Source organism: Bacillus sp. N6 (assembly GCF_052805735.1).
Genome location: NZ_CM127843.1, coordinates 3,275,970 through 3,297,615, shown reverse-complemented (window position 1 = coordinate 3,297,615; position 21,646 = coordinate 3,275,970). Strand labels below are relative to the sequence as shown.

Below are 21,646 nucleotides of genomic sequence, written 5' to 3'. Positions count from 1 at the left end.
AAAGGTATAAAAAGAATTGGAATTAGATAACTCTTTGTTTTTTATAAAAACAAGAAGTATAAGAGTATGAGCTTCTGTACAATTCATTTTTAGTATATTGAAGAGGATTATACAACAAGAGGGGGACTGAACTTGGAATCAATGACCTTTGTTTTATTTGGAGCGACAGGGGACTTAGCGAAACGCAAAATTTACCCCGCGCTATATAACTTATATAGAGATCAAAAGCTTCCAAAGCAAATATCTGTTATCGGGCTTGGAAGACGTCAAGTATCTCATGAAGATTTTCAAGAAAGAATAAAAGAATCAATAGAGACGTTTTCTCGTCAGAGGGAAGAAGGTACTCCGGAACTGGAAGGTTTTTTAGATAATTTTCGCTATTGTCCATTAGATGTGAGTAAGCCGGAAGACTATGAGAGATTATTACAAGTCGTTCGTGAAAGGGAAGAAGAACTACATATAAAAGGTAATAGAATGTTCTATCTTTCAGTTGCTCCTGAATTTTTCGAGACGATTGCTTTAAATATTAAGGAAAGCGGACTTGATAAAACGGATGGATGGAAACGCCTGATGATTGAGAAACCGTTTGGGCACGACCTTACATCTGCTCGTGAGCTGAATGATAAGCTTAGTCGCACGTTTGAAGAAGACGAGATATACCGTATCGATCATTATTTAGGTAAACCGATGATTCAAAATCTTGAAGCGCTAGAATTTGCAAATCCTGTTCTCCAGTCGATTTGGAATAAAGAACATATAGCGAATGTACAAATTACAGCTAGTGAAACAGTTGGGGTTGAAGAAAGGGCTGGATATTATGACCAGGCAGGAGCCATTCGAGATATGGTTCAAAATCATATGTTACAAATATTAATGATGACTGCTATGAATCTGCCGGAAAAGGTTAATGCGTGTGAAATTCGAGAGGAAAAACGAAAGGTAATGGAGACGCTTCGTAAAGTGAAAAAAGAAGACGTTCAAAACCATATCGTTCGCGGTCAATACGCTTCAGGAGAGATAAAAGGTGGGCAAGTTGTAGCATATAAAGAGGAACCAGGAGTAAATCCTTCTTCTAACATAGACACATTTGTTGCTGCTCGCTTGTGGATCGATAATCCGTTTTGGACTGGCGTTCCATTTTATATACGAACAGGAAAACGAATGAAAGAAAAGTCTACTCGTATTGTAATCGAATTTAAAAATACGTTAAAACAGCAATATCAAGATAATAATCCAAATGCAGAACCTAACTTATTAATAATTGAAATTAGCCCAGGTGAGAACGTTTCATTACAGTTAAATAGTAAAAATCCATTGAAAAATGGAGAAATTGAACCGATGCGTATTAACTTTACTTGTGAGCAAGCGGATGTGGGAGTACCTGAAGCGTATGAAAGACTCATTCATGATGCTGTGAGTGGAGACGCTACATTCTTTGCACATTGGAGAGAAGTTGAATTGTCATGGGAATGGGTACAACCAATTCTTGAAGCGTTCGAGGAAAACTTATTACCGCTTCATGAATATGAGTCTGGTTCATATGGTCCAGAAGCGTCTAATGAACTGTTGCAAGAAAGTGGATTTAAATGGTGGTTAGATCAAGAGATGGAAAAATAAGTACTTTCTTTCATGAAAGCATTTAGGGGGACGATTACTATGACACAAAACATAAATCAATTAGCAGTGAATACACTTCGTACGTTATCGATTGATGCTATTAATGCGGCAAACTCAGGTCATCCAGGTCTTCCGATGGGAGCAGCACCAATGGCTTATGCATTATGGGCGAATCATTTAAATTACAATCCTAATCACCCAGAATGGTTTAACCGTGATCGTTTCGTTTTATCGGCGGGACATGGATCTAGTCTGTTATATAGCCTGCTTCATTTAGCTGGATATGATGTTTCAATTGATGACTTGAAAAACTTCAGAAAGTTAAATAGTAAAACACCAGGACATCCTGAGTTTGGTCATACTTCTGGAGTCGAAGCGACGACAGGCCCGTTAGGACAAGGAATTGCCAATGCTGTCGGAATGGCAATGGCAGAAGCGCATTTAGCAGCGAAGTTCAATAAGGATGGTCACTCTATTATAGATCACAATACGTACGCTTTAGTCGGAGATGGTGACTTAATGGAGGGTGTCGCTTATGAAGCGATGTCAATGGCAGGACATATGAAACTTGGCAAGTTAATTGTACTGTATGATTCAAATGAAATTTCACTTGATGGTGAATTAGGCATTGCTTTCTCTGAAGATATTCAGAAAAGGGCAGAATCTGTACATTGGCAATATGTAAGAGTTGAAGATGGAAACGATGTCGATGCTATTACAAAAGCTATTCAATCAGCGAAAGAAAATACGGATCAACCTACTCTTATAGAAATTAGAACTATTATAGGTTATGGAAGTCCAAAAGTTGCTGGAACGAACAAAGCACATGGTAATCCGCTTGGAGTAGAAGAGGCAACAGCGACAAAACAAGTGTATGGTTGGGGTTATGAGGAAGATTTCTTTGTACCTGAAGAAGTAAAAGCTCATTTTAATGAACTGAAACAAAAAGGTATTGAAAAAGAAAATGACTGGAATGAGCAGTTCAATTCATACAGAGAGTCGAACCCTGCACTAGCAGATGAATTAGAAAAAGCGATTACAGGTGATGTTTTAATTGAAGCGAAAGACATTCTATCCTTTGATATTGAAAAAACGATTTCCACTCGTGTTGCAAGTGGGGAAGCTATTAATCATTATGTGAAATCGATTCCTTCTATTTTCGGTGGAAGTGCAGATCTTTCTCATTCCACTATGACAGATATAAAAGGTGAAGCAGTATATGCAGTAGAATCATATGCTGGACGAAATATATACTTCGGTGTACGTGAACATGCAATGGGCGCGGCAGCGAATGGACTGGCTCTCCACGGAGGAGTAAAACCTTTCGTAAGTACATTCTTTGTATTTAATGATTACCTTCGTCCATCGATTCGACTGGCTGCACTGCAAAAGTTACCTGTTACTTACGTATTTACACATGATTCGATTGCTGTAGGAGAAGATGGTCCAACGCATGAACCAATTGAACAATTGGCAGCGCTTCGAGCAATTCCTGGTTTAACAGTTATCCGTCCGTCAGATGCAAATGAAACAGCAAGTGCTTGGGCGTATGCTTTACAGCAAACGGATGGTCCAGTCGTTTTAGTACTGAGCCGTCAAAATTTACCGGTGTTTAATGAAACGAAAGCGAACATAGAGAATCTCTCTAAAGGAGCTTACGTATTAACACAAACAAATGAAAATCCGGATGTAATTTTAATTGCGACAGGTTCTGAAGTATCCTTAGCTGCTAGTGCAAAAGCGAAATTAGAAGAAGATCAAGTTTCTGTTCGTATCGTTGCAATGCCAAGCTGGGAGTTATTCGATCGTCAATCGAATGAATATAAAGAATCCGTTCTTCCGTCTTCTGTAACGAAACGAGTATCTCTTGAGATGGGTGTATCTCTCGGGTGGGAGCGTTATGTAGGACAAGAAGGAAAAGTACTATCAATTGAAACATTTGGAGCTTCAGGCACTGGAGCTGAAGTCATGAATCTATTTGGATTTACGACAGAAAATGTTGTTCAAATTACAAAAAATGTGTTGAATTCTTAAGCTATGACTGTGAATACCTTTCTGTACATACTAACATATCAGTGCTGAAAGGTATTCCAGATTGTAGTGATATGAATTTTTAATAAAAGATAATTTGAGGAGGAATTATATTATGCAAGTAGGATTAATTGGGTTAGGTAAAATGGGATTAAATTTAGGGAAAAATTTAATGGATCATAAACATGAAGTAGCAGCATTTGATTTAAATACGAGCGCAGTAGAAGAAATGAAAGAGTACGGGGCAACGGGTACATCTAGTTTAAGTGAACTTGTTCAGTCATTACAATCACCAAGAATTCTTTGGGTAATGGTACCACACGCTGTTGTTGATTCTGTTATTGATGAGGTTACACCACTTTTATCAAAAGGAGATATTTTAATTGAAGCTGGTAATTCACATTATAAAGAGTCTATCCGCCGATATGAGCAATTAAAGAAAGATGGCATTCACTTTATGGATGCAGGAACTTCTGGCGGAATGGAAGGCGCTCGTAATGGTGCTTGTTACATGATCGGAGGAGATCAAGAAGCTTGGGACATCGTTGAACCTATCTTCCGCGATACTGCTGTAGAAAATGGATTCTTATATGCTGGAAAAGCTGGTAGTGGTCACTTCTTAAAAATGGTTCATAACGGAATTGAATACGGTATGATGGCTGCTATTGGTGAAGGATTTGAGATTCTAGAGAAAAGTGAATTTGACTACGATTATGAAAAAGTATCAAGAGTATGGAACAACGGTTCAGTCATTCGTTCTTGGTTAATGGAATTAACAGAAAATGCATTTTCTAAAGATGCAAAACTGGATGAAATTAAGGGTGTTATGCATTCTTCTGGTGAAGGAAAATGGACAGTAGAAACAGCATTAGACCTTCAAACAGCAACTCCTGTTATCGCAATGTCTCTATTAATGCGCTACCGCTCATTAGACAATGATACATTTACAGGAAAAGTTGTAGCAGCTCTGCGCAATGAATTTGGCGGACATGCAGTAGAAAAGAAATAACGTGAAACTTTAATCAATGGGGGTTCTTCATCCCCCGCTGATTATTAGCCTTTACCAATCGGATTTTACGGGAAGCCCGATCCCAATCTAATTTCTTTGCTTCGCTGAATTTTTGGGTGGGGGTCTTACTGCCCGGCAAATAGCGGGATAAGCATCCTAAACATGTAACTCATCAACGTTTAAAAACTGGAGGGAATTAATCATGAAATTTTTTATTGATACTGCAAATCTTGAGGACATAAAAAAAGCATATAAACTTGGAGTTTTAGCTGGTGTTACAACGAATCCTTCTTTAGTAGCAAAAGAGGGCGTTAAGTTTGAAGACCGTATCGCAGAAATTTGTCAGGCAGTACCTAAAGTTGAGTCTGTTTCGGCAGAGGTAACGCCAGATGCTGTTACAGCTGAAGAAATGATTGCTCAAGCAGAAGAGTTAATTAAAATTAACGGTGGCGATAAAAACGTTACGATAAAACTTCCGATGACGTTAGCAGGATTAGAAGCTTGTCGCTATCTTACTGAAAAAGGTGTGAAAACGAACGTTACACTTATTTTCACTGTAAACCAAGCTCTTTTAGCAGCCCGAGCAGGCGCAACATACGTTTCTCCATTTTTAGGACGTTTAGATGATATTTCTGAAGATGGTGTACTATTAGTTGCTAAAATTGCTGAATTATTCGAGATTCATCAATTAGATACACAAATTATTGCGGCTTCTGTCAGACACCCAGATCATGTAACTCGTGTAGCGATGGCAGGTGCTCACATTGCAACAATTCCTTATAAAGTAATTGAACAACTTGCTATGCATCCATTAACAGACCAAGGGATTGAAAAGTTTGCTGCGGATTGGGCGAAAGCACCTAAATTATAATGAATGAAAGTGAAGGAGGCTTTCTGAAAATTGCTTTTCATGAGAGGACAGATCTTAAGTAACTTCATCGTTTAAACTGGATCCCGAGTTTGTAGTCCTACTACGTGAAAACAGTAAGAGAAGAAAGTGTCATTCACTTTTAAAGAAGGAAAATTCGCTCGCATGAAGCATGTATTACAATAACATTATAATTATTAAAGAGAAATCCCCTTATCAGAGAGAGTAGTTAACGTATGTCTCTGATAAGGGAGATTCTTTTTATATAAATCATTATTATGTGAAAATATCTCTTACTCCAGAAAGAACTATATAGGTTCTCTTAATTGTATAGTAATTTTGAAAGGGTTTACATAAAGGGGTGGAACTGAGTATGAATATGTACCTTTTAATGATTACATTATTATCAATCGTAATTGTTATTTTAGGGGTATCGTGGTGGAGATGGCATGCGTTTATTAGTTTAACGGTTGCAAGTTTGTTTTTAGCAATTATGTCTGGAATGCCAATGGATAAAATAGTGAGTGCTTATGAAACGGGAGTCGGAAGTGTTCTCGGGCATTTAGTAGGTATTTTAGTATTAGGTACAATTTTAGGGAAAATGATGGCAGAGTCAGGTGCTGGAATGCAAGTGGCAGAGTTCTTTATTAAATCCTTTGGGATAAAAAACTTACCATGGGCTATGTTAATTGCAGGTTTTATTATTGGAATTCCGGTGTTTTTTGAAGTAGGTATTTTAATATTACTGCCGTTAGTAATTTCAATTCATAAAACAACGAAACAAAATATTTTATTGATAGCATTACCAGCAATTGCTGGGCTATCTGTCGTACACGGCCTTGTTCCTCCGCATCCAGGGGCAATTGTAGCAATTGGTATTTATAAAGCGAATCTTGGGAAGGTACTATTGTATTCACTCATTATTACATTTTTTGCAGCGATTATTGCAGGTCCTATATTTGCGAAATGGATTCACAAACGTGTAATTCCTGAAAATGAGCCAGAATTGATTCGTGTAAATACAAAATCAACGAAATTACCAGGAATAGGAGTTTCATTTTTAGTTATTTTGTTACCTGTTATGTTAATGGTTTTAGCTGCAGCAGCTCCTTATGTGCCTCTTTCTAATACTTTGATGAAGATTGTCACATTAATCGGTAGTCCTATAATTGCACTATTGATTGCATGTTTTGCGGCGTTCTATTTTCTTGGATTTCGTCAAGGTATCGATAAAAAAGCTATTAAGAAGATAACAGAAGATAGCTTATTACCAATCGGTTCAATTGTTGCGATTATTGGTGCCGGCGGGGGATTTAAGCAAATTCTTATCGATAGTGGTGTAGGCAATGCTATTGCTCAAATGTCTGAGCATTTAGCTCTATCCCCAATTGTATTAGCATTTATAGTAGCAGGATTAATTCGAATTGCGACAGGGTCAGCGACAGTTGCTTTAACAACAGCAGCGGGTATCGTTTCGCCAATCGTTGAAAATACAACAGGTGTGAACTTAGAGTTACTCGTTATTGCAACAGGTGCAGGAGCATTAATGTTTTCACACGTAAACGATGCTGGTTTTTGGATGGTAAAAGAATACCTAGGGTTAACAGTGAAAGAAACATTTAAAACATGGACTGTATTAGAAACGTTACTTTCATTTATCGCTTTTGGAGGAGTTTTAATACTCGATATGTTTGTTTAAAATAAGGATATTTTTATATGAATGTAGAGAGATAACTTTAGCACATAACGTTATGAATAGATAAAATAAATGTATTTTTATGGTTCTTATATTATTAGGATACTGTAGGGATTTTTTGTTAGGAGGAAGAAATGGTGAGCTCAAAATATATGATTGGTGTAGACATTGGGACAACTAGTACAAAATCAGTTCTATTTTCTACTGATGGATCTGTTATTGCTAGTCATGGAATTGAATATCCTTTATATTCTCCTACGCCTGAAACAGCAGAACAAGACCCAGAAGAAATTTTTCGTGCAGTAATAAATACGATTAAAGAAACTATACAATCAAGTAGTGTACAGCCAAGTGATATTCTTTGTGTCTCTTTTAGCTCGGCAATGCATAGTATCATTGCCGTAGATGAAAAGGGAGAGCCGTTAACGAGATGTATCACTTGGGCAGATAATAGAAGTGCAAGCTGGGCGGAGAAAATAAAGAATGATATGAATGGTCATGAAATTTACCTTCGTACTGGGACACCAATTCATCCGATGTCACCACTTTCGAAATTAGTTTGGCTACAGAATGAGCAGGCAGAGTTATTCGCAAAAAGTTATAAATTCATTTCTATTAAAGAATATGTTTTTTACAAGTTTTATAAAGAGTATGTAATTGATTATTCTATAGCGTCAGCAACAGGGATGTTTAATTTAAAATCTTTAAAATGGGATGAAGAGGCTTTACATGTTGCGGGAATTACAGATGAAAAGCTTTCAAAGCTTGTTCCAACAACGCACAGTTTAACAGGATTAGATGAAGAGCTTGCCAAAGAGATGAATGTACTTGTTTCTACGCCTTTTGTAGTAGGAGCGAGTGATGGAGTACTATCTAATTTAGGTGTAAATGCAATAGATCCTGGCGTTGTGGCTGTTACAATTGGTACAAGCGGTGCGATACGTGCTGTAACAGATCGTCCTGTAACAGATCCAAAAGGTAGAATTTTTTGTTATGCGTTAACTGAAGACCATTGGGTAATTGGTGGACCAGTGAATAACGGTGGTATGATTTTCAGATGGGCTCGTGACCAATTGGGTACTTCAGAGATTGAACTTGCGAAGCGTTTAGGAAAAGATCCATATGAAGTACTTACTGAAATAGCAGCAAAAGTGAATCCTGGATCTGACGGTTTATTATTTCACCCGTATTTAGCAGGGGAAAGAGCTCCTTTATGGAATGCAAATGCACGAGGATCTTTCTTTGGACTCGGATTGCATCATAAGAAAGAACATCTTATCCGTGCTGTTTTAGAAGGAGTAATTTATAATTTATATACGGTTCTTCTCGCTTTAAAAGAGTTAATTGGCGAACCGAAAAAAATTCAAGCGACAGGCGGCTTTGCAAGGTCGGAACTTTGGAGACAGATGATGGCGGACATCTTCCATCAAGACGTATATGTTCCGGAAAGTTTCGAAAGCTCTTGCTTAGGAGCTGCAATCCTCGGTTTATATAGTTTAGGTGAAATAGATACATTATCTGTAGTTTCTGAAATGGTAGGTGCAGATTTCCATCATGAGCCAAACATGGAAAGTGTGGAAAAATATAAAGATTTAACGCCAATCTATATCCGTCTGTCCCGTCAATTGGAAGAAGAATATGAAAGTATAGCAGCGTATCAAAAAAAGTGGGTTTAAAAGCTATTTACCAAGAAAATATGGTAACGTATAAAGAGGTACTCCGATTTTTTAGGATACTCTTTCAACATAAAATATTTTAAGAAGCATGATGAACGAAAAATATAGGGAGAGAGGGTTATGAAAATGAAGGATAACAAAGAGTTTATTGGATATGTTGGAACTTACACGAAAGAAAATAGCGAAGGAATATATAAATTTACGCTAGATGTAGAAGCAAAAAAAATTAGTAATGTAACACTTGCCGCTAAGCTGGATAACCCTACATATGTAACGATTAACCGAAATAATGAATATCTCTATTCCGTTGTTAAGGAAGGCGAATCTGGCGGTGTAGCTGCTTATTCCATTGATAGTCATACTGGAGAACTAAAAGCGAAAAATAGACAAGTAGTAGAAGGTGCTTCTCCTTGTCATATTAGTGTTGATAGTGGAAATCATACAGTAGTTACAGCGAATTACCATAAAGGAACGATTGAGTCTTTTGAAATAAATGAAGAAAATGGAACTGTAAATCCTGCTTCATCTATTATGGCACATGAAGGTTCAGGTCCGAATAAAGAAAGACAAGAAAAACCACATGCACATTACGCGGGGTACACTCCTGATGAAAAATATGTAGTGGGCGTTGATTTAGGAATAGATAAAATAATTACGTATGAAGTAAAAGATAGTACATTAACAGAAGTGAATCGTTTATCTGTAAAACCAGGAAGTGGTCCAAGACACATTACTTTTCATCCGAATGGAAAATACGCTTATGTGATGACTGAGCTGAGTTCAGAGGTTATTGTGTTAACATATAACTCGCAAGAAGGATCCTTTACAGAAGAACAGTATATTTCTACTCTTCCAGAACAATTTGATGAAAATAGTCAAGGAAGTGCGATTCATATTTCTTCTGACGGCCGTTTTGTATATGCAGGTAATCGTGGTCATAATAGTATCGCTGTTTATAGCGTAGATCAAAATTCAGGTCAGCTTACATTTGTTGAACACATATCTACAGAAGGAAATTGGCCAAGAGACTTTGTATTAGATCCTACTGAAAAGTTCCTTGTTGCTACAAATGAAAAGTCACATAATCTTGTGTTATTTTCAAGAGATGAATCTACAGGTAAGTTAACACTTTTACAATCTGATGTTGCTGTGCCAGAGCCTGTTTGTGTGAAGTTTGTAAATGTTTAAGTTGTGTTCGATATAATTTCATAAACTTAGAAAATAATAAAAAGCAAAGCGATATCGCTTTGCTTTTTATTATTTCTTTTTCGGTCTACGTACTAATTCGCCGCCGCAGTTTGGACAAACGTTATGTCTTTCTTCTGTACATGGTGCGCAAAATGTACATTCATATACACAAATGTATGCTTCAGAATCTTGTTCGAGCGATTGATCGCAAATTTGACAGTTTGTTTTCATTTCTAGTGCCATAATAAGTCTCCTTTAAGTTTGAAAATTTATAATTTAATTATAATTCATTGAATAGAAATAGTCCTTTTCAATTGAAAGGAAATCGAATGATAAAGTTATGAATTGAAATGAAAGATGCTGGTTTATTTTAAAATTGATTATTTATTACAGTTGGAATATTATGAAATAGTCAAAAGACAACAGGGGGTATAGATTTTGACTAATCATAACGATCATTTAAAAGCAAACTGCGAAACATGCTTCGGTCTATGTTGCGTTGCATTACCGTTCGCAGCATCGGTAGATTTTGCGGTGAATAAAGATGGTGGGAAGCCATGTTCTAACTTACAATCAGATTATAAATGTAGTATACATAAAAATCTTAGAGGAAAAGGTTATAAAGGTTGTACAGTATTTGAATGTTTCGGTGCTGGGCAGAAAATCTCTCAAGTTACGTTTAAAGGAATTGATTGGCGGAAAGATGCTAAGCATGCGAGAAAAATGTATGATGCTTTTCCAATTATGCATCAGCTTCATGAAATGCTTTGGTATTTGAATGAGGCGATTATTTTAAAGGCAACACAGCCAATTCATAAAGAGCTGGAGACCGCAATTGAGGAGACAGAGCGACTTTCGAATTTAAATCCAGATGAGTTAATGAAAATAAATGTTCCAATGCATAGGGCAGAGGTGAACATTCTTCTTTTAGAAACGAGCGAATTAGTATGGAAGGAAATGAATACTGCGCGTAAGAAACGAATCATACACCGCGGAGCAGACCTTATGGGAGCGAATCTGAAAAAGAAAAATTTACAAGGTGCAAATTTAAGAGGAGCTTACTTAATTGCGGCTAACTTAAATGGTGCAGATTTAAGAGGAGCAGATCTCATCGGAGCAGATTTGCGAGATGCAGATATTCGCGGGGCTGATTTTACTAATAGTATTTTTCTGACGCAAGTTCAAGTTAATGCTGCTAGAGGGGACAAACATACGAAATTACCGAAATTATTGTCTCGTCCATCGCATTGGAGTGCGTAAAGAGTGAGGAGTATTTAGTGTGGATATATTTCAGTATTTAGAAGAGATGCAAGAGGATGTCTTTTCGTTAGCAGTAGAGCAAATAGAAGCGAAGTATTATGATATTTGTTGCATGTTGGCGTCTACAGAATATGCAGAACGAATTAAAGTAATTGATGTAGAGTCATATAAGGAAAGTATTCGAGTAGGTTTGGATGCAGCTGTAGAAATGGCTACTAATGAAGAAGCAAAAGCGATTTATTTTGAGTATGACCTTGATAACGAGTGGACTAGTCAGTTTTATATTTGTGAGGAGTATGCTCCACTTGAAGAAGAGGATGATGATTGGGCTTCTGAATGGACATATGATGTTGAGGGACCGGGGTCTGTAGAATTAGCGGATATGTATAATGAAAATGGCTTTGACACAAGTGAAAAAGCAATCGGTATCACTTTATATTTAATTGCTAAAACGCTGTGTAGTTTTATAAGTGTACGTAGTGAAGTGCAAAATAATATACCGATTTGTATTGGTTTTCACGATCAAGATCCAATAATGCGAACAGGCAGAGACTAAGAATCTCTGCCTGCTTTTTATTTCTTTTCAAAAGTAGTAATTAAAACGCTACATATAATAAGAATACCACCAATAAAAAAGTTACTATTTAATGTTTCATTTAAGAGCAACCAACCAAGTAACGATCCAACGATAGGTTGGAAGAAGAAAAATAAGGAACCTATGCTTGCATCCAGTAATTCTAATCCTTTATTCCAAAGGAAAAAGGCACCTGCTGTTGAGACGATTCCTAAGTATAATACGCCTAATATTACGTACGTATTTACTGTTCCGATAGAGGCCGCTTGTAGCTCCCATATCATAAAAGGTGTAATAAAAAAGAGTGAAAAGAAAATTGCGTACGTTGTAATAACTAAGGATGAAAATTGGATTGAAGCGATTTTTACATAAATAGATAGTAAAGCCCACGTGATAGCGGCTCCAACTAAAATGATTGTTCCGATAAAATAGGAGCCAATTTCAATATCCCATCCGATTACGATAATGACACCGATTGTCGCTATTATAGTAGATAAAAGTCTACGAGCAGTTAGTTTTTCTTTCAAAATGAGCGCTGCAAATATAACCATAAATGCAGGTGTAGCTGATGTAACTAACGAGCCTGTATGAGCGTCGGATAATTTTGTTCCGATAAATTGGCATGTGATCGAAATGAAATAGCCGATAAATCCAATCCAAGCGAATAGGAGCCAATCTTTTTTGCGAATGGTTACTTTTTTCTTTTGTTTTTTCTCAGCTAGTTTCAAAATGCCATATAAAACAACAAAAGCGATAATAAAGCGTAGCCAAACGAGTGTTAGTGGTGGGATAAAATCGAGTACGTATTTGCTAACAACATACATACCGCCCCATATACTTGCTGCTAGTGATAAGTATATAGCTCCTAAAATTGTTTGTTTCATTTGAAATACCTCCGTCTATTTTTAGGGTAATATGAGCTCCCTAAGACGAGGCATAGTGTATGTGCTAAATGAATGCCCGTCTTAGTTTATAGACGGCCTACAGGTTGATCGTTTTCGAATGAAGTGTTGTAGTACATGAGTGCATTCCTCCTTCATAATTTTATAATGATATTATAACTTAATTTTCAGTTTATTGGAGGTTCTTATGAAATATATCGTTATAAAATCACATGTTAGCAATTATCCTAATCCAATTCGCTTAGAAGAGAGGGGTGTAGTGAAAATGATAGAGAGTTACGTTGGTCCAGAAGACTGGGAAAACTGGATGTTTTATCACGAAGAGAAGTATAACTGGAAAGGATGGGTTTGGTGAGAAGGAACAGATGATGAGAAGGGCTGGACACCAAAGGAAAACTTACAAAAATATTAATAATAATATTTGATCAATAATTAGGAAACATATTTTTGCTTATGAGTATATTGGTTGTAGGATAAAAAGTAGATTAATAGAGAAAGAGGAGGAGATTATTATAACTACAACCGTTATTTCGCATTTTTACAATGAAGAGTATTTATTGCCATGGTGGCTTATGCATCATACAAAACTTTTTGATCATGGTATTTTAATTAATAAAGGTTCAACAGATCGTTCCGTTGAGATTTGTAAAAAATTCGCACCGCATTGGGAGGTGCGAGATTCTGTAAATCCAGAGTTTGATGCATATGCGACAGATCATGAAGTGATGAGAATAGAACAAGAAGTACAAGGATGGAAAATGATTTTAAATACGACTGAGTTTCTTTGTGTGCAAGATAAAAATCAGTTTTGGAAATCGCTAAATGAATTGGGGGGGAGGATGTATTGGCTGGAAGGGCTTATTATGGTTGATGATCCTAACTATAATTATCCGGGACTTAACTTTGGAATACCTTTAATGAAACAGCGATTTCATGGTTATTTACCAGAGGAGTGGAGACTATGGAGAAGGGGCAGATTTATTCATAATCATGAGCATGGAAGTTATACGGTTGGAAGACATTTATCTGCGCATGAATCGATGATTTATCCACCTCTTGCCTGTATATTATGGTTTGGGTTTAGTCCGTGGAACGATGCGATGAGAAAGAGAAAGTTACAAATTGGTCCGACTCTTTCTGAAGCTAGTAAGCATGGGGGAATGGGTACGCATCATATTGTTACGCCGGAAAGATTAGAAGAATGGTATAAGGAATTAGCGAGAGGAACGAAGGATTTACGTTTTAATGATGCATATCGTTATGTTTTTGTATAAATGATTTCCACCATAAAATTGTTTCTTCAATTCCTGTATTTAAATCGTATGTTGGTTTCCAGTTTACTTCAGTTTTTAAACGTTCTACACTAACGCCGACGAATAAAGGTTCATCCTTAGAGAAAGGAATCGCGTCTAGTTTAATTAAATGTTCTTTTCCTATTTTTTTAGAGATGATAGAAGCTAGTTCTTTAATTTGTACAGATTGACCTGAAGCGATATTAATGGTGCCTGTAACGCCATGTTCTAATATTGTTACGAGAGCGTCAGCGACGTCACTCACATGGAGGAAATCTCTCGATTGTTTTCCATGTGTACATAGTGCTTCCTCATTTTTTAATAAGGAAGTGATAATGTTAGAAACGAGCCGATTCCCTTGTTCGTAAGGTCCATACATATGAAAAATGCGGCCCCAACACATGCTGAGGCCTGTTTGTTGTGCATACGTTGCTAACCAGGAGTGCAGTGCGTTTTTACATAATGAATACGGGGTTTTATAAGAAAGAAGCGGCGAATCTTCAAATAATACGCCGTTAAACCATTCGTATTCTGCGCCAGTACCTGCAACGACAACACGCTTTCCGCCGCATGTTGTGAAGTGTTGAATCAATGAAATACTAGAATTTAGCCAATAGTAATTATTAATAGATACATAGCATGCTGGTGGCACTGCTTCCCAAGCAAGGTGGATGAGATGGCTAGGCTGAACGTCGGAAATGAATTGTTTTACTTCGTCATCGCGAAGCAAGTTTACTTTATGCCAATGGCAAGGGAGGTGAGAGGGTTTATTTTTATTATACGTGGCGTGCACTTCATATCCCTTTTGTATAAGTGAATGTACAACATATTTACCTATCCAGCCACTACCACCTGTTACAACAACTTTCTTCATGGCTCGATCACCTCAACTTCTGGAACCGTCACTAAAAATTTACCGCCCCATTCACGAATGAAAGAGCATTCTTTCATAATTTCGTCTTTCAAATTCCAAGGAAGTATGAAAATGTAATCCGGTTTTGTACGTTTAATTTCTGCTGGAGATTTTATTGGAATACGAGTTCCTGGTAAAAGGAGATTTTGTTTGTGAGGATTTTTATCTACTGTATAAGCTAGAAATTCTTTACCTATCCCGCAATAATTCAAAAGGGTGTTTCCTTTAGCTGGAGCACCGTAACCGATAATTTGTTTGTTTAAAGCTTTCGCTTCAATAAAAAACTTTAAAATATTTATTTTCAATTGTTCGATGCGTTTAGAAAAAAGGAGATAGCAATCTAAAGTATCTAACCCGTGGTCGACTTCTTTTTGAATTAATTTTGTAACATTGGAATGGATAGTTGATTGGGCACTTAGATGGTTTACAAAAATACGTATTGAACCACCATGCGTTGAAAGTTCTTCTACATCAACAATTTGTAAATGATGATGAGCTAAAATTTTTTGTAGGCTTATAAGTGAGAAATAGGAGAAGTGCTCATGGTAGATCGTATCAAATTGGTTAAAGGATATAAGGTTTAATAAGTGCGGGAATTCAATCGTTATCGTGCCATCACGTTTTAATAGTGTTTTTAAACCAGCGACAAAATCATGCAAGTTCGGAACATGTGCTAATACGTTATTTGCGACGATTAAATCAGCTTGTGGCAATTTTTTTGCTAAGTCATTACTGAAAAAATTTACTTCAGTAGGAATTCCTTTTTGGACAGCAATTTCTGCTACGTTTTTTGCGGGTTCAATTCCTAATGTCTCGATATTTTCTTTTTGAAAGTATTGTAATAAGTACCCATCGTTACTTGCAATTTCAATTACTTTTGAATGTTTCGTTAAGTTGAAACGCTTAATCGCCATTTCTACGTATTGTTTAGCGTGTAGTAGCCAACTTGAGGAGTAAGAGCTGAAGTATAAATAGTTATGGAAAATATTTTGCGGGGATTCAAATTCATCTAGCTGTACGAGTAAACAAGAGTGACAAATAAATGTGTGCAGCGGATAAAAAGGTTCCATTTTATATGAAGTTTCAGGAGCTACAAATGAATTAGCAAGAGGGGAAACGCCCAAATCTAAAAAAGTGTTGGTTAGTAATGAGTGGCAAAAACGGCATTTTTTCTGTTCCATTTTATAGCCCCCTTATAAATTTTTGAATGCATCGATTTGTTGTCGCGTGAAAGATTCTATATTTTCACCGGATGCATATTTTTTATACCAATCAACAGTCCAAGCGATAGAATCATCTGTTGATAACTTAGGAGTCCAGTCGAGTTTGTTTACTGCTTTTGTACTGTCCAGTGTTAAGATAGGTGATTCATAAGGAGTATTTGTAGAGGGGAAAAGGATTGTTAGTTGTTTATTCCATAATTTTATTACAGATTGAATGACATCATAAACTGTTCTGTTAGGTTCGTTCAACGGGCCGAAATTCCACGCTGTTGCATATTCGGCGTCTTGCCAAAGATTTTCAGCTAAAAGAATATAGCCGTGTAAAGGGTCTAATACGTGTTGCCACGGGCGAATAGCGTTTTTGTTTCTAATAGTTAATGTACCATCTTGTAAATATGCACGAATGATATCTGGGAATAATCGGTCTTCTGCCCAATCACCACCGCCGATGACGTTACCTGCTCTTACTGAGGCGAGTTTCTGAGTATTAGTGCGGAAGAATGATTTTTGATAGGATGTTGCCACTATTTCAGTGCAAGCCTTACTAGCACTATAAGGGTCGAAACCTCCTAGCCGGTCACTTTCCACGAATGCCCGGTTACCGCTTCCGTCATTTTCATAACATTTATCACTTGTAACATTAATGATGCCACGTATACTTTCTATATGTTTTGCCGCTTCTAATACGTGAACAGTACCTAAAACATTCGTTTTGAATGTATCGATAGGATTTTTGTATGAAGCGGTTACGATTGGCTGAGCTGCTAAATGAAATATTATGTCAGGTTTATGCTGTTTCATGGCATGAAATAAAGAATGGTAATCTGTAATATCGCCTTTCATTGTCGTGCACTCTTTTGCTACGTTACCTTGTTCAAAAAGGTTAGGAATGGATGGGGGATGAGAAGAAAAGCCTACTACTTCTGCACCTAAAGAAGTTAAGAAAAGGGTGAGCCATGAGCCTTTAAATCCAGTATGTCCCGTAATAAATACTTTTTTCTTATTCCAAAAAGATGATGAAGCCATATTACCAAACCTTCCATGGAGCGTTATTACTTTCCCATAGCTCGACTAATTTATTTTTATCGCGCAATGTATCCATCGGATGCCAAAAACCAGAATGTTGATATGCGGCCAATTCATTTTTGTTTACTAACTGAACTAAAGTGTCTGTTTCAAAAACAGACTTATCTCCACTAATGTAATTGAAAACTTCAGGATTTAAAACGAAAAATCCACCGTTAACCCATCCGCCATCACCTAATGGTTTTTCTTGAAAAGATGTTACAGACTGTTTATCTAATATGAGAGAACCAAATCTACCAGGAGGTTGTACGGCAGTAACAGTAGCCATTTTCCCATGTTTTTTATGGAATGTAATAAGTTCTTTTATATTTACATTACTTAATCCATCACCATAAGTGAGGCAGAAAGGTTCGTCTCCGACATAATTTTGAATCTTTTTCACTCGGCCACCCGTTTCGGTATTTACACCAGTATCGATTAGTGTAACTTTCCATGGCTCTACACGATGAGAATGGCTAGTAATTGTATTATCGTTTAACTGTATTGTGAAATCAGACATGTGTAAGTTGTAATTTAGAAAGAACTCTTTAATTGCATATCCTTTATAGCCTAAGCAAATAATAAACTCAGTAATCCCGTAATGACTATACAAACTCATAATGTGCCATAGAATGGGTTTTGTTCCAATTTCAATCATAGGTTTCGGTTTTAAATGTGTTTCTTCCCCAATTCTTGTACCGTACCCACCAGCAAGAATAACAGCTTTCATTTTTTCCTCCTAAAATAAAAATTTATTATTTATACAGTATTCATGTTTTATGCAAATGAGATTGTTTTTGATTAAGCGAATGAAAATGTTTGAGGTGATGACGATGCAGAAAATATTACGGTTTGAATTTTGGGAATAATTCTTGATATTCAGGGTTATGACGGAGGTCTTGTGTTAGGTTACTAAGCTCTAAAAAACGTATGTCCAGTACTTCAGGAGATTGACCGTAATGTGTTTGAAGCCCCATTTGAATACCCCTTTTTGAAAGGGTAGGTGTAATTTGTAATTTTCTTGCTTTTGATTGTTCATTCCAAGGGCTAAAATAGAATTTTAAAATAAATGAAGGATAGTCATAAATTATATATCCGTGCCGCGAATGATGTCTACCAGGTAAATATGCACCGTCTAGATGATTGTGAATAAATCTCCAAGCACATCCTAGATTTGGGTTATAAGGGAAGACACCGTGGTATCGCTGTTCTACTAAGGGGATAGAATATCTAGGCTTTGAATAATTATAATTATGATTATCTATCATTAAAATCATTCTAATCGCATACATGTTTTGGCCTAGTGTATGAAGAGATGAAAAAAATTCTTCAGTATTATTACAACAAAAGAATTCAGTAGTATTTAAAACGATTTTCCAACCTGAAACTTCTCTTTCAATTTCCATCACTTCAATATCAGTATTAGTTGGATCAAACTCAAGAAATCTTGAATTTCGTACTTCCCAGTGGGGTGCTAATAGTTTACAAATCTCTACGGAACGATCTGTAGACCCTCTATTAATTAAAATGCCGTGATCGAATATTTTCGTGTGATGCATAAGCCACCATGGAAGTAGGTATTCTTCATTATAAAAATGAGAAATGATTGTCTTTTTCATGTTAATTCCCTCCTATACAAGCAATCGTTATTAGTAGGATATGCTTTTAAATAAGAAAGGTTAAAAAGGGCAGACAATGTAGTGATTAGGTAATAGTTTAGTGATTTTATTGCATAAGTGTAGATTACTCGTATTGAATAATCATAGGATGAGATTGAAATTTTGTATAAATTGTGAATAATAAACCGTCACGTTTGACTGTACAGTTTATGTGTTGTATGATGTAAGTAATATAAACAAGGGGGGAAGATCGTTGGGAAGGTGTATCGAATCGGACAGTTGGCTCTCATGGCTCACGTGTCGAAACGAACGATTGATTATTATACGAATCTAGGTATCTTAAAAGCGGAGCGATCTCAATCTAATTATCGCTATTACGACGAAACAGCATTTGAGACATTACAATTTATTGAGAAGTGCAAAGAAATGCATATGCCGCTTTGTGAGATTAAAGAGAAAATCGAGGAGAAGAAGAAGCTGCTCGGTATCAATGAACACGTTTCGAAACAAGTGAATGAAGTGACAGACCATATTCATCGATTAGAAGTGGAGCTTACTGAGTTAAAACCGCTTTTAGATGAATTGACTGATTCACAACGTGAAAAAATATCGAAATCTTTATCAGGTCAAACGACAGCTTTAATACAGACACTTGCTCTATTATTATAGAATAAGTGAAATCCGACCTCTTTAATTTTTGTATCGGGCTATGTTTTCTAACAAACAAATAAGAAAACATTATAGTATACAGGAGGTGGACACCTTAGTTTTTTAACTAAGGGGATTCATTGGAAATATTTAATTTAGTCATGGTTGCGATTTTAATCGCATTTACTGGATTTTTCGTAGCAGCAGAGTTTGCGATTGTAAAGATACGTTCAAGTCGTATCGACCAGCTTGTTGCGGAAGGAAAACGCGGTGCTTTAGCAGCGAAAAAGGTAACAACAAATTTAGATGAATATTTATCTGCTTGTCAATTAGGTATTACAGTTACAGCTATGGGATTAGGTTGGTTAGGTGAACCGACAATTGAAAAGTTATTACACCCGTTATTTGAGAAATGGAACTTAAATCCTTCCATTTCATCAGTATTAACATTTGGTCTTGCTTTTATGATTATGACGTATTTACACGTTGTAGTAGGAGAATTAGCTCCAAAAACGATGGCAATTCAAAAGGCTGAAAGGGTAACGTTATTATTGGCAGGCCCATTAATGATGTTCTATAAAGTAATGTATCCATTTATTTGGGTATTGAACGGTTCAGCTCGTGTGATAACTGGTTTATTTGGTTTAAAGCCAGCTTCAGAACATGAAGTAGCTCATACAGAAGAAGAATTACGTCTTATCCTTTCAGATAGCTATGAAAGTGGCGAAATTAATCAAGCTGAATACAAGTATGTAAATAACATTTTTGAATTTGATAATCGTATTGCAAAAGAGATTATGGTACCGCGAACAGAAATCGTTGGTTTCTACCTGGAAGATTCAGTAGAAGAACACATGAAAGTAATCCAAAATGAGCGATACACACGTTATCCGATTTTTGGAGAAGATAAAGATGATATTATCGGTATGGTCAACGTAAAAGATTTCTTTATTCGATATATGACCGAGGATCAAAAAGATTTATCATCTATTCGCTCGTATATGCGTCCGATTATTGAAGTGATGGAAACGACTCCAATTCACGATTTATTACTTCAAATGCAGAAGAAGCGAATTCCGATGGCTGTTTTATATGATGAGTACGGAGGAACAGCCGGAATTGTAACGCTTGAAGATATCTTGGAGGAAATCGTCGGCGAAATTCGTGACGAATATGATGAAGATGAAGCACCGCCAATTCAACATGTGAACGAGCAACATATCATTGTTGATGGAAAAGTGCTTATCTCAGAAGTGAAAGATTTATTTGGATTACACATCGAAGAAGATGATGTGGATACAATCGGTGGATGGATTATGATGCAAAATCATGAAATCGAAGAAGGACAACACGTTGAGGCAGAAGGTTATGAATTTAAAGTGTTAGAAAAAGACGCTTACCAAATTAAACGTGTTGAAATTCGTAAGATGGAACAAGAACAAGAAGAAGAGAAAGCAGCAACTGTGTAAGTTGCTGCTTTTCTTCTAAAGTACAAAAATGAGAACTTAGGAGCGGATATTTTGATTCAAGAAGCCTTACGTGTATATCGATTACAATTGTATGTGATCTTTAGTGGTTTACTACTTATGTGGACGATTACTCCGTTTGGAAAACAAGTGACAGGGTTCGGTATTGGATTAGCAGTAAGCGCCTATTGTCTTTGGTTATTAGCTCGCAGAGTGGAGGAACTCGGGAAAAGTATCGTAATGAAGGAAAAGGCTCCTGGATTAGGAGTTTTAAACCGATTTGCAGCTGCTATTTTAGGAGCTATCATCATGTATGAAATTGAGCATGAAATGGAAATGTGGGCATTCGGTACAGGTATTTTAGGTGGTCACTTTTTAATGATTGCAAATTTAGCTTATGCAAATATGCAATTAGTGAAAGAAGAAGAGAAGCAAAGGGAACATGCTTCGAAAAATATAGAGCTATGATGAAAGGGACCTAATCGGGTTCCTTTTTTAGTTTAGCGATAATATACAAGTAATCAAATTAACGACAAATATAATACGCTTCTTTTTTTCGTTTTTCAATAGTATGAAAAATAATAAAAAAATTTTAAAAA

General features: G+C 36.5%; 21 protein-coding genes. 14 read left to right on the top strand and 7 right to left on the bottom strand.

Going from position 1 to position 21,646, the window contains the following annotated elements; all coding sequences use genetic code 11:
• The first annotated feature begins 132 nt into the window (after positions 1-132).
• The 7 genes from zwf to ACUXVC_RS16935 all read left to right on the top strand — a co-directional run bounded on the left by zwf (position 133) and on the right by ACUXVC_RS16935 (position 10,085).
• Positions 133-1,617: a glucose-6-phosphate dehydrogenase gene (zwf, locus tag ACUXVC_RS16965; protein ID WP_098126517.1), complete on the top strand. Its 1,485-nt coding sequence runs from the start codon at positions 133-135 to the stop codon at positions 1,615-1,617.
• A gap of 39 nt (positions 1,618-1,656) precedes the next feature.
• Entirely contained in the window at positions 1,657-3,651 is a 1,995-nt protein-coding gene (gene tkt / locus ACUXVC_RS16960) for a transketolase (RefSeq protein ID WP_098126518.1), read from the top strand.
• A 112-nt stretch (positions 3,652-3,763) separates the two neighbouring features.
• Positions 3,764-4,657, top strand: coding sequence for a phosphogluconate dehydrogenase (NAD(+)-dependent, decarboxylating) (gene gnd, locus ACUXVC_RS16955; protein ID WP_053563941.1), 894 nt, complete (start codon positions 3,764-3,766; stop codon positions 4,655-4,657).
• A gap of 202 nt (positions 4,658-4,859) precedes the next feature.
• Positions 4,860-5,528, top strand: coding sequence for a fructose-6-phosphate aldolase (gene fsa / locus ACUXVC_RS16950; protein ID WP_098611699.1), 669 nt, complete (start codon positions 4,860-4,862; stop codon positions 5,526-5,528).
• A gap of 370 nt (positions 5,529-5,898) precedes the next feature.
• On the top strand, positions 5,899-7,224 hold the full coding sequence (gntP, locus tag ACUXVC_RS16945; RefSeq protein ID WP_144465864.1) for a gluconate permease GntP: 1,326 nt from the start codon (positions 5,899-5,901) through the stop codon (positions 7,222-7,224).
• Positions 7,225-7,355: 131 nt separating this feature from the next.
• Positions 7,356-8,897, top strand: a complete 1,542-nt coding sequence (gene gntK / locus ACUXVC_RS16940) for a gluconokinase (RefSeq protein ID WP_098126520.1) — start codon at positions 7,356-7,358, stop codon at positions 8,895-8,897.
• Between the two features lie 120 nt (positions 8,898-9,017).
• Positions 9,018-10,085, top strand: a complete 1,068-nt coding sequence (locus ACUXVC_RS16935; RefSeq protein WP_098126521.1) for a lactonase family protein — start codon at positions 9,018-9,020, stop codon at positions 10,083-10,085.
• A 69-nt stretch (positions 10,086-10,154) separates the two neighbouring features.
• Here ACUXVC_RS16935 and ACUXVC_RS16930 read toward each other — a convergent pair whose 3' ends face one another.
• Positions 10,155-10,328, bottom strand: a complete 174-nt coding sequence (locus tag ACUXVC_RS16930; protein WP_001162788.1) for a DUF1272 domain-containing protein — start codon at positions 10,326-10,328, stop codon at positions 10,155-10,157.
• Positions 10,329-10,523: 195 nt separating this feature from the next.
• On the opposite strand from ACUXVC_RS16930, the gene ACUXVC_RS16925 reads away from it, so the two are divergent.
• The gene (locus tag ACUXVC_RS16925) at positions 10,524-11,345 is read left to right on the top strand and encodes a pentapeptide repeat-containing protein (RefSeq protein WP_446025781.1); all 822 of its coding nucleotides are present in this window, start codon (positions 10,524-10,526) and stop codon (positions 11,343-11,345) included.
• A gap of 19 nt (positions 11,346-11,364) precedes the next feature.
• Entirely contained in the window at positions 11,365-11,901 is a 537-nt protein-coding gene (locus ACUXVC_RS16920) for a hypothetical protein (protein WP_043936689.1), read from the top strand.
• Positions 11,902-11,918: 17 nt separating this feature from the next.
• Here ACUXVC_RS16920 and ACUXVC_RS16915 read toward each other — a convergent pair whose 3' ends face one another.
• Entirely contained in the window at positions 11,919-12,803 is an 885-nt protein-coding gene (locus tag ACUXVC_RS16915) for a DMT family transporter (protein WP_000814762.1), read from the bottom strand.
• Between the two features lie 205 nt (positions 12,804-13,008).
• Here ACUXVC_RS16915 and ACUXVC_RS16910 point away from each other — a divergent pair, with 205 nt between their 5' ends.
• Complete coding sequence (locus ACUXVC_RS16910) at positions 13,009-13,176, top strand: SH3 domain-containing protein (protein ID WP_000875292.1); 168 nt, start codon at positions 13,009-13,011, stop codon at positions 13,174-13,176.
• Between the two features lie 118 nt (positions 13,177-13,294).
• Positions 13,295-14,095 carry a glycosyltransferase family 2 protein gene (locus ACUXVC_RS16905; RefSeq protein WP_089171474.1) on the top strand — a complete coding sequence of 267 codons (801 nt, stop codon included), beginning with the start codon at positions 13,295-13,297 and terminating at the stop codon, positions 14,093-14,095.
• On the opposite strand, the gene ACUXVC_RS16900 is transcribed toward ACUXVC_RS16905, so the two are convergent.
• The 5 genes from ACUXVC_RS16900 to ACUXVC_RS16880 all read right to left on the bottom strand — a co-directional run bounded on the left by ACUXVC_RS16900 (position 14,064) and on the right by ACUXVC_RS16880 (position 18,933).
• Positions 14,064-14,987: an NAD-dependent epimerase/dehydratase family protein gene (locus tag ACUXVC_RS16900; RefSeq protein WP_141241010.1), complete on the bottom strand. Its 924-nt coding sequence runs from the start codon at positions 14,985-14,987 to the stop codon at positions 14,064-14,066. The two genes, ACUXVC_RS16905 and ACUXVC_RS16900, sit on opposite strands and share 32 nt — an antisense overlap.
• Entirely contained in the window at positions 14,984-16,207 is a 1,224-nt protein-coding gene (locus ACUXVC_RS16895) for a methyltransferase domain-containing protein (protein WP_446025780.1), read from the bottom strand. The genes ACUXVC_RS16900 and ACUXVC_RS16895 overlap by 4 nt, the downstream gene beginning before the upstream one ends.
• A gap of 12 nt (positions 16,208-16,219) precedes the next feature.
• Positions 16,220-17,275 (bottom strand): CDP-glucose 4,6-dehydratase, encoded by a 1,056-nt coding sequence (gene rfbG / locus ACUXVC_RS16890; protein WP_446025779.1) that lies wholly within the window; start codon positions 17,273-17,275, stop codon positions 16,220-16,222.
• 1 nt (position 17,276) lies between these two features.
• Positions 17,277-18,044 (bottom strand): glucose-1-phosphate cytidylyltransferase, encoded by a 768-nt coding sequence (gene rfbF, locus ACUXVC_RS16885; RefSeq protein WP_000648807.1) that lies wholly within the window; start codon positions 18,042-18,044, stop codon positions 17,277-17,279.
• Positions 18,045-18,159: 115 nt separating this feature from the next.
• On the bottom strand, positions 18,160-18,933 hold the full coding sequence (locus tag ACUXVC_RS16880) for a glycosyltransferase family 2 protein (RefSeq protein WP_000750972.1): 774 nt from the start codon (positions 18,931-18,933) through the stop codon (positions 18,160-18,162).
• A 261-nt stretch (positions 18,934-19,194) separates the two neighbouring features.
• On the opposite strand from ACUXVC_RS16880, the gene ACUXVC_RS16875 reads away from it, so the two are divergent.
• From ACUXVC_RS16875 to ACUXVC_RS16865, 3 genes are all read left to right on the top strand, one after another.
• Positions 19,195-19,602: a MerR family transcriptional regulator gene (locus tag ACUXVC_RS16875; protein ID WP_000285639.1), complete on the top strand. Its 408-nt coding sequence runs from the start codon at positions 19,195-19,197 to the stop codon at positions 19,600-19,602.
• A gap of 119 nt (positions 19,603-19,721) precedes the next feature.
• On the top strand, positions 19,722-21,050 hold the full coding sequence (locus tag ACUXVC_RS16870; protein WP_000402258.1) for a hemolysin family protein: 1,329 nt from the start codon (positions 19,722-19,724) through the stop codon (positions 21,048-21,050).
• A 51-nt stretch (positions 21,051-21,101) separates the two neighbouring features.
• Positions 21,102-21,515, top strand: a complete 414-nt coding sequence (locus ACUXVC_RS16865) for an ATP synthase subunit I (protein WP_446025778.1) — start codon at positions 21,102-21,104, stop codon at positions 21,513-21,515.
• The last annotated feature ends 131 nt before the right edge of the window (positions 21,516-21,646 follow it).

Coding starts and splice junctions, on each gene's coding strand:
- tkt (WP_098126518.1), top strand. CDS start 1,657: ATGACACAAAACATAAATCAATTAGCAGTGAATACACTTCGTACGTTA.
- gnd (WP_053563941.1), top strand. CDS start 3,764: ATGCAAGTAGGATTAATTGGGTTAGGTAAAATGGGATTAAATTTAGGG.
- fsa (WP_098611699.1), top strand. CDS start 4,860: ATGAAATTTTTTATTGATACTGCAAATCTTGAGGACATAAAAAAAGCA.
- gntP (WP_144465864.1), top strand. CDS start 5,899: ATGAATATGTACCTTTTAATGATTACATTATTATCAATCGTAATTGTT.
- gntK (WP_098126520.1), top strand. CDS start 7,356: ATGGTGAGCTCAAAATATATGATTGGTGTAGACATTGGGACAACTAGT.
- ACUXVC_RS16935 (WP_098126521.1), top strand. CDS start 9,018: ATGAAAATGAAGGATAACAAAGAGTTTATTGGATATGTTGGAACTTAC.
- ACUXVC_RS16930 (WP_001162788.1), bottom strand. CDS start 10,328: ATGGCACTAGAAATGAAAACAAACTGTCAAATTTGCGATCAATCGCTC.
- ACUXVC_RS16915 (WP_000814762.1), bottom strand. CDS start 12,803: ATGAAACAAACAATTTTAGGAGCTATATACTTATCACTAGCAGCAAGT.
- ACUXVC_RS16910 (WP_000875292.1), top strand. CDS start 13,009: ATGAAATATATCGTTATAAAATCACATGTTAGCAATTATCCTAATCCA.
- ACUXVC_RS16900 (WP_141241010.1), bottom strand. CDS start 14,987: ATGAAGAAAGTTGTTGTAACAGGTGGTAGTGGCTGGATAGGTAAATAT.
- ACUXVC_RS16895 (WP_446025780.1), bottom strand. CDS start 16,207: ATGGAACAGAAAAAATGCCGTTTTTGCCACTCATTACTAACCAACACT.
- rfbG (WP_446025779.1), bottom strand. CDS start 17,275: ATGGCTTCATCATCTTTTTGGAATAAGAAAAAAGTATTTATTACGGGA.
- rfbF (WP_000648807.1), bottom strand. CDS start 18,044: ATGAAAGCTGTTATTCTTGCTGGTGGGTACGGTACAAGAATTGGGGAA.
- ACUXVC_RS16880 (WP_000750972.1), bottom strand. CDS start 18,933: ATGAAAAAGACAATCATTTCTCATTTTTATAATGAAGAATACCTACTT.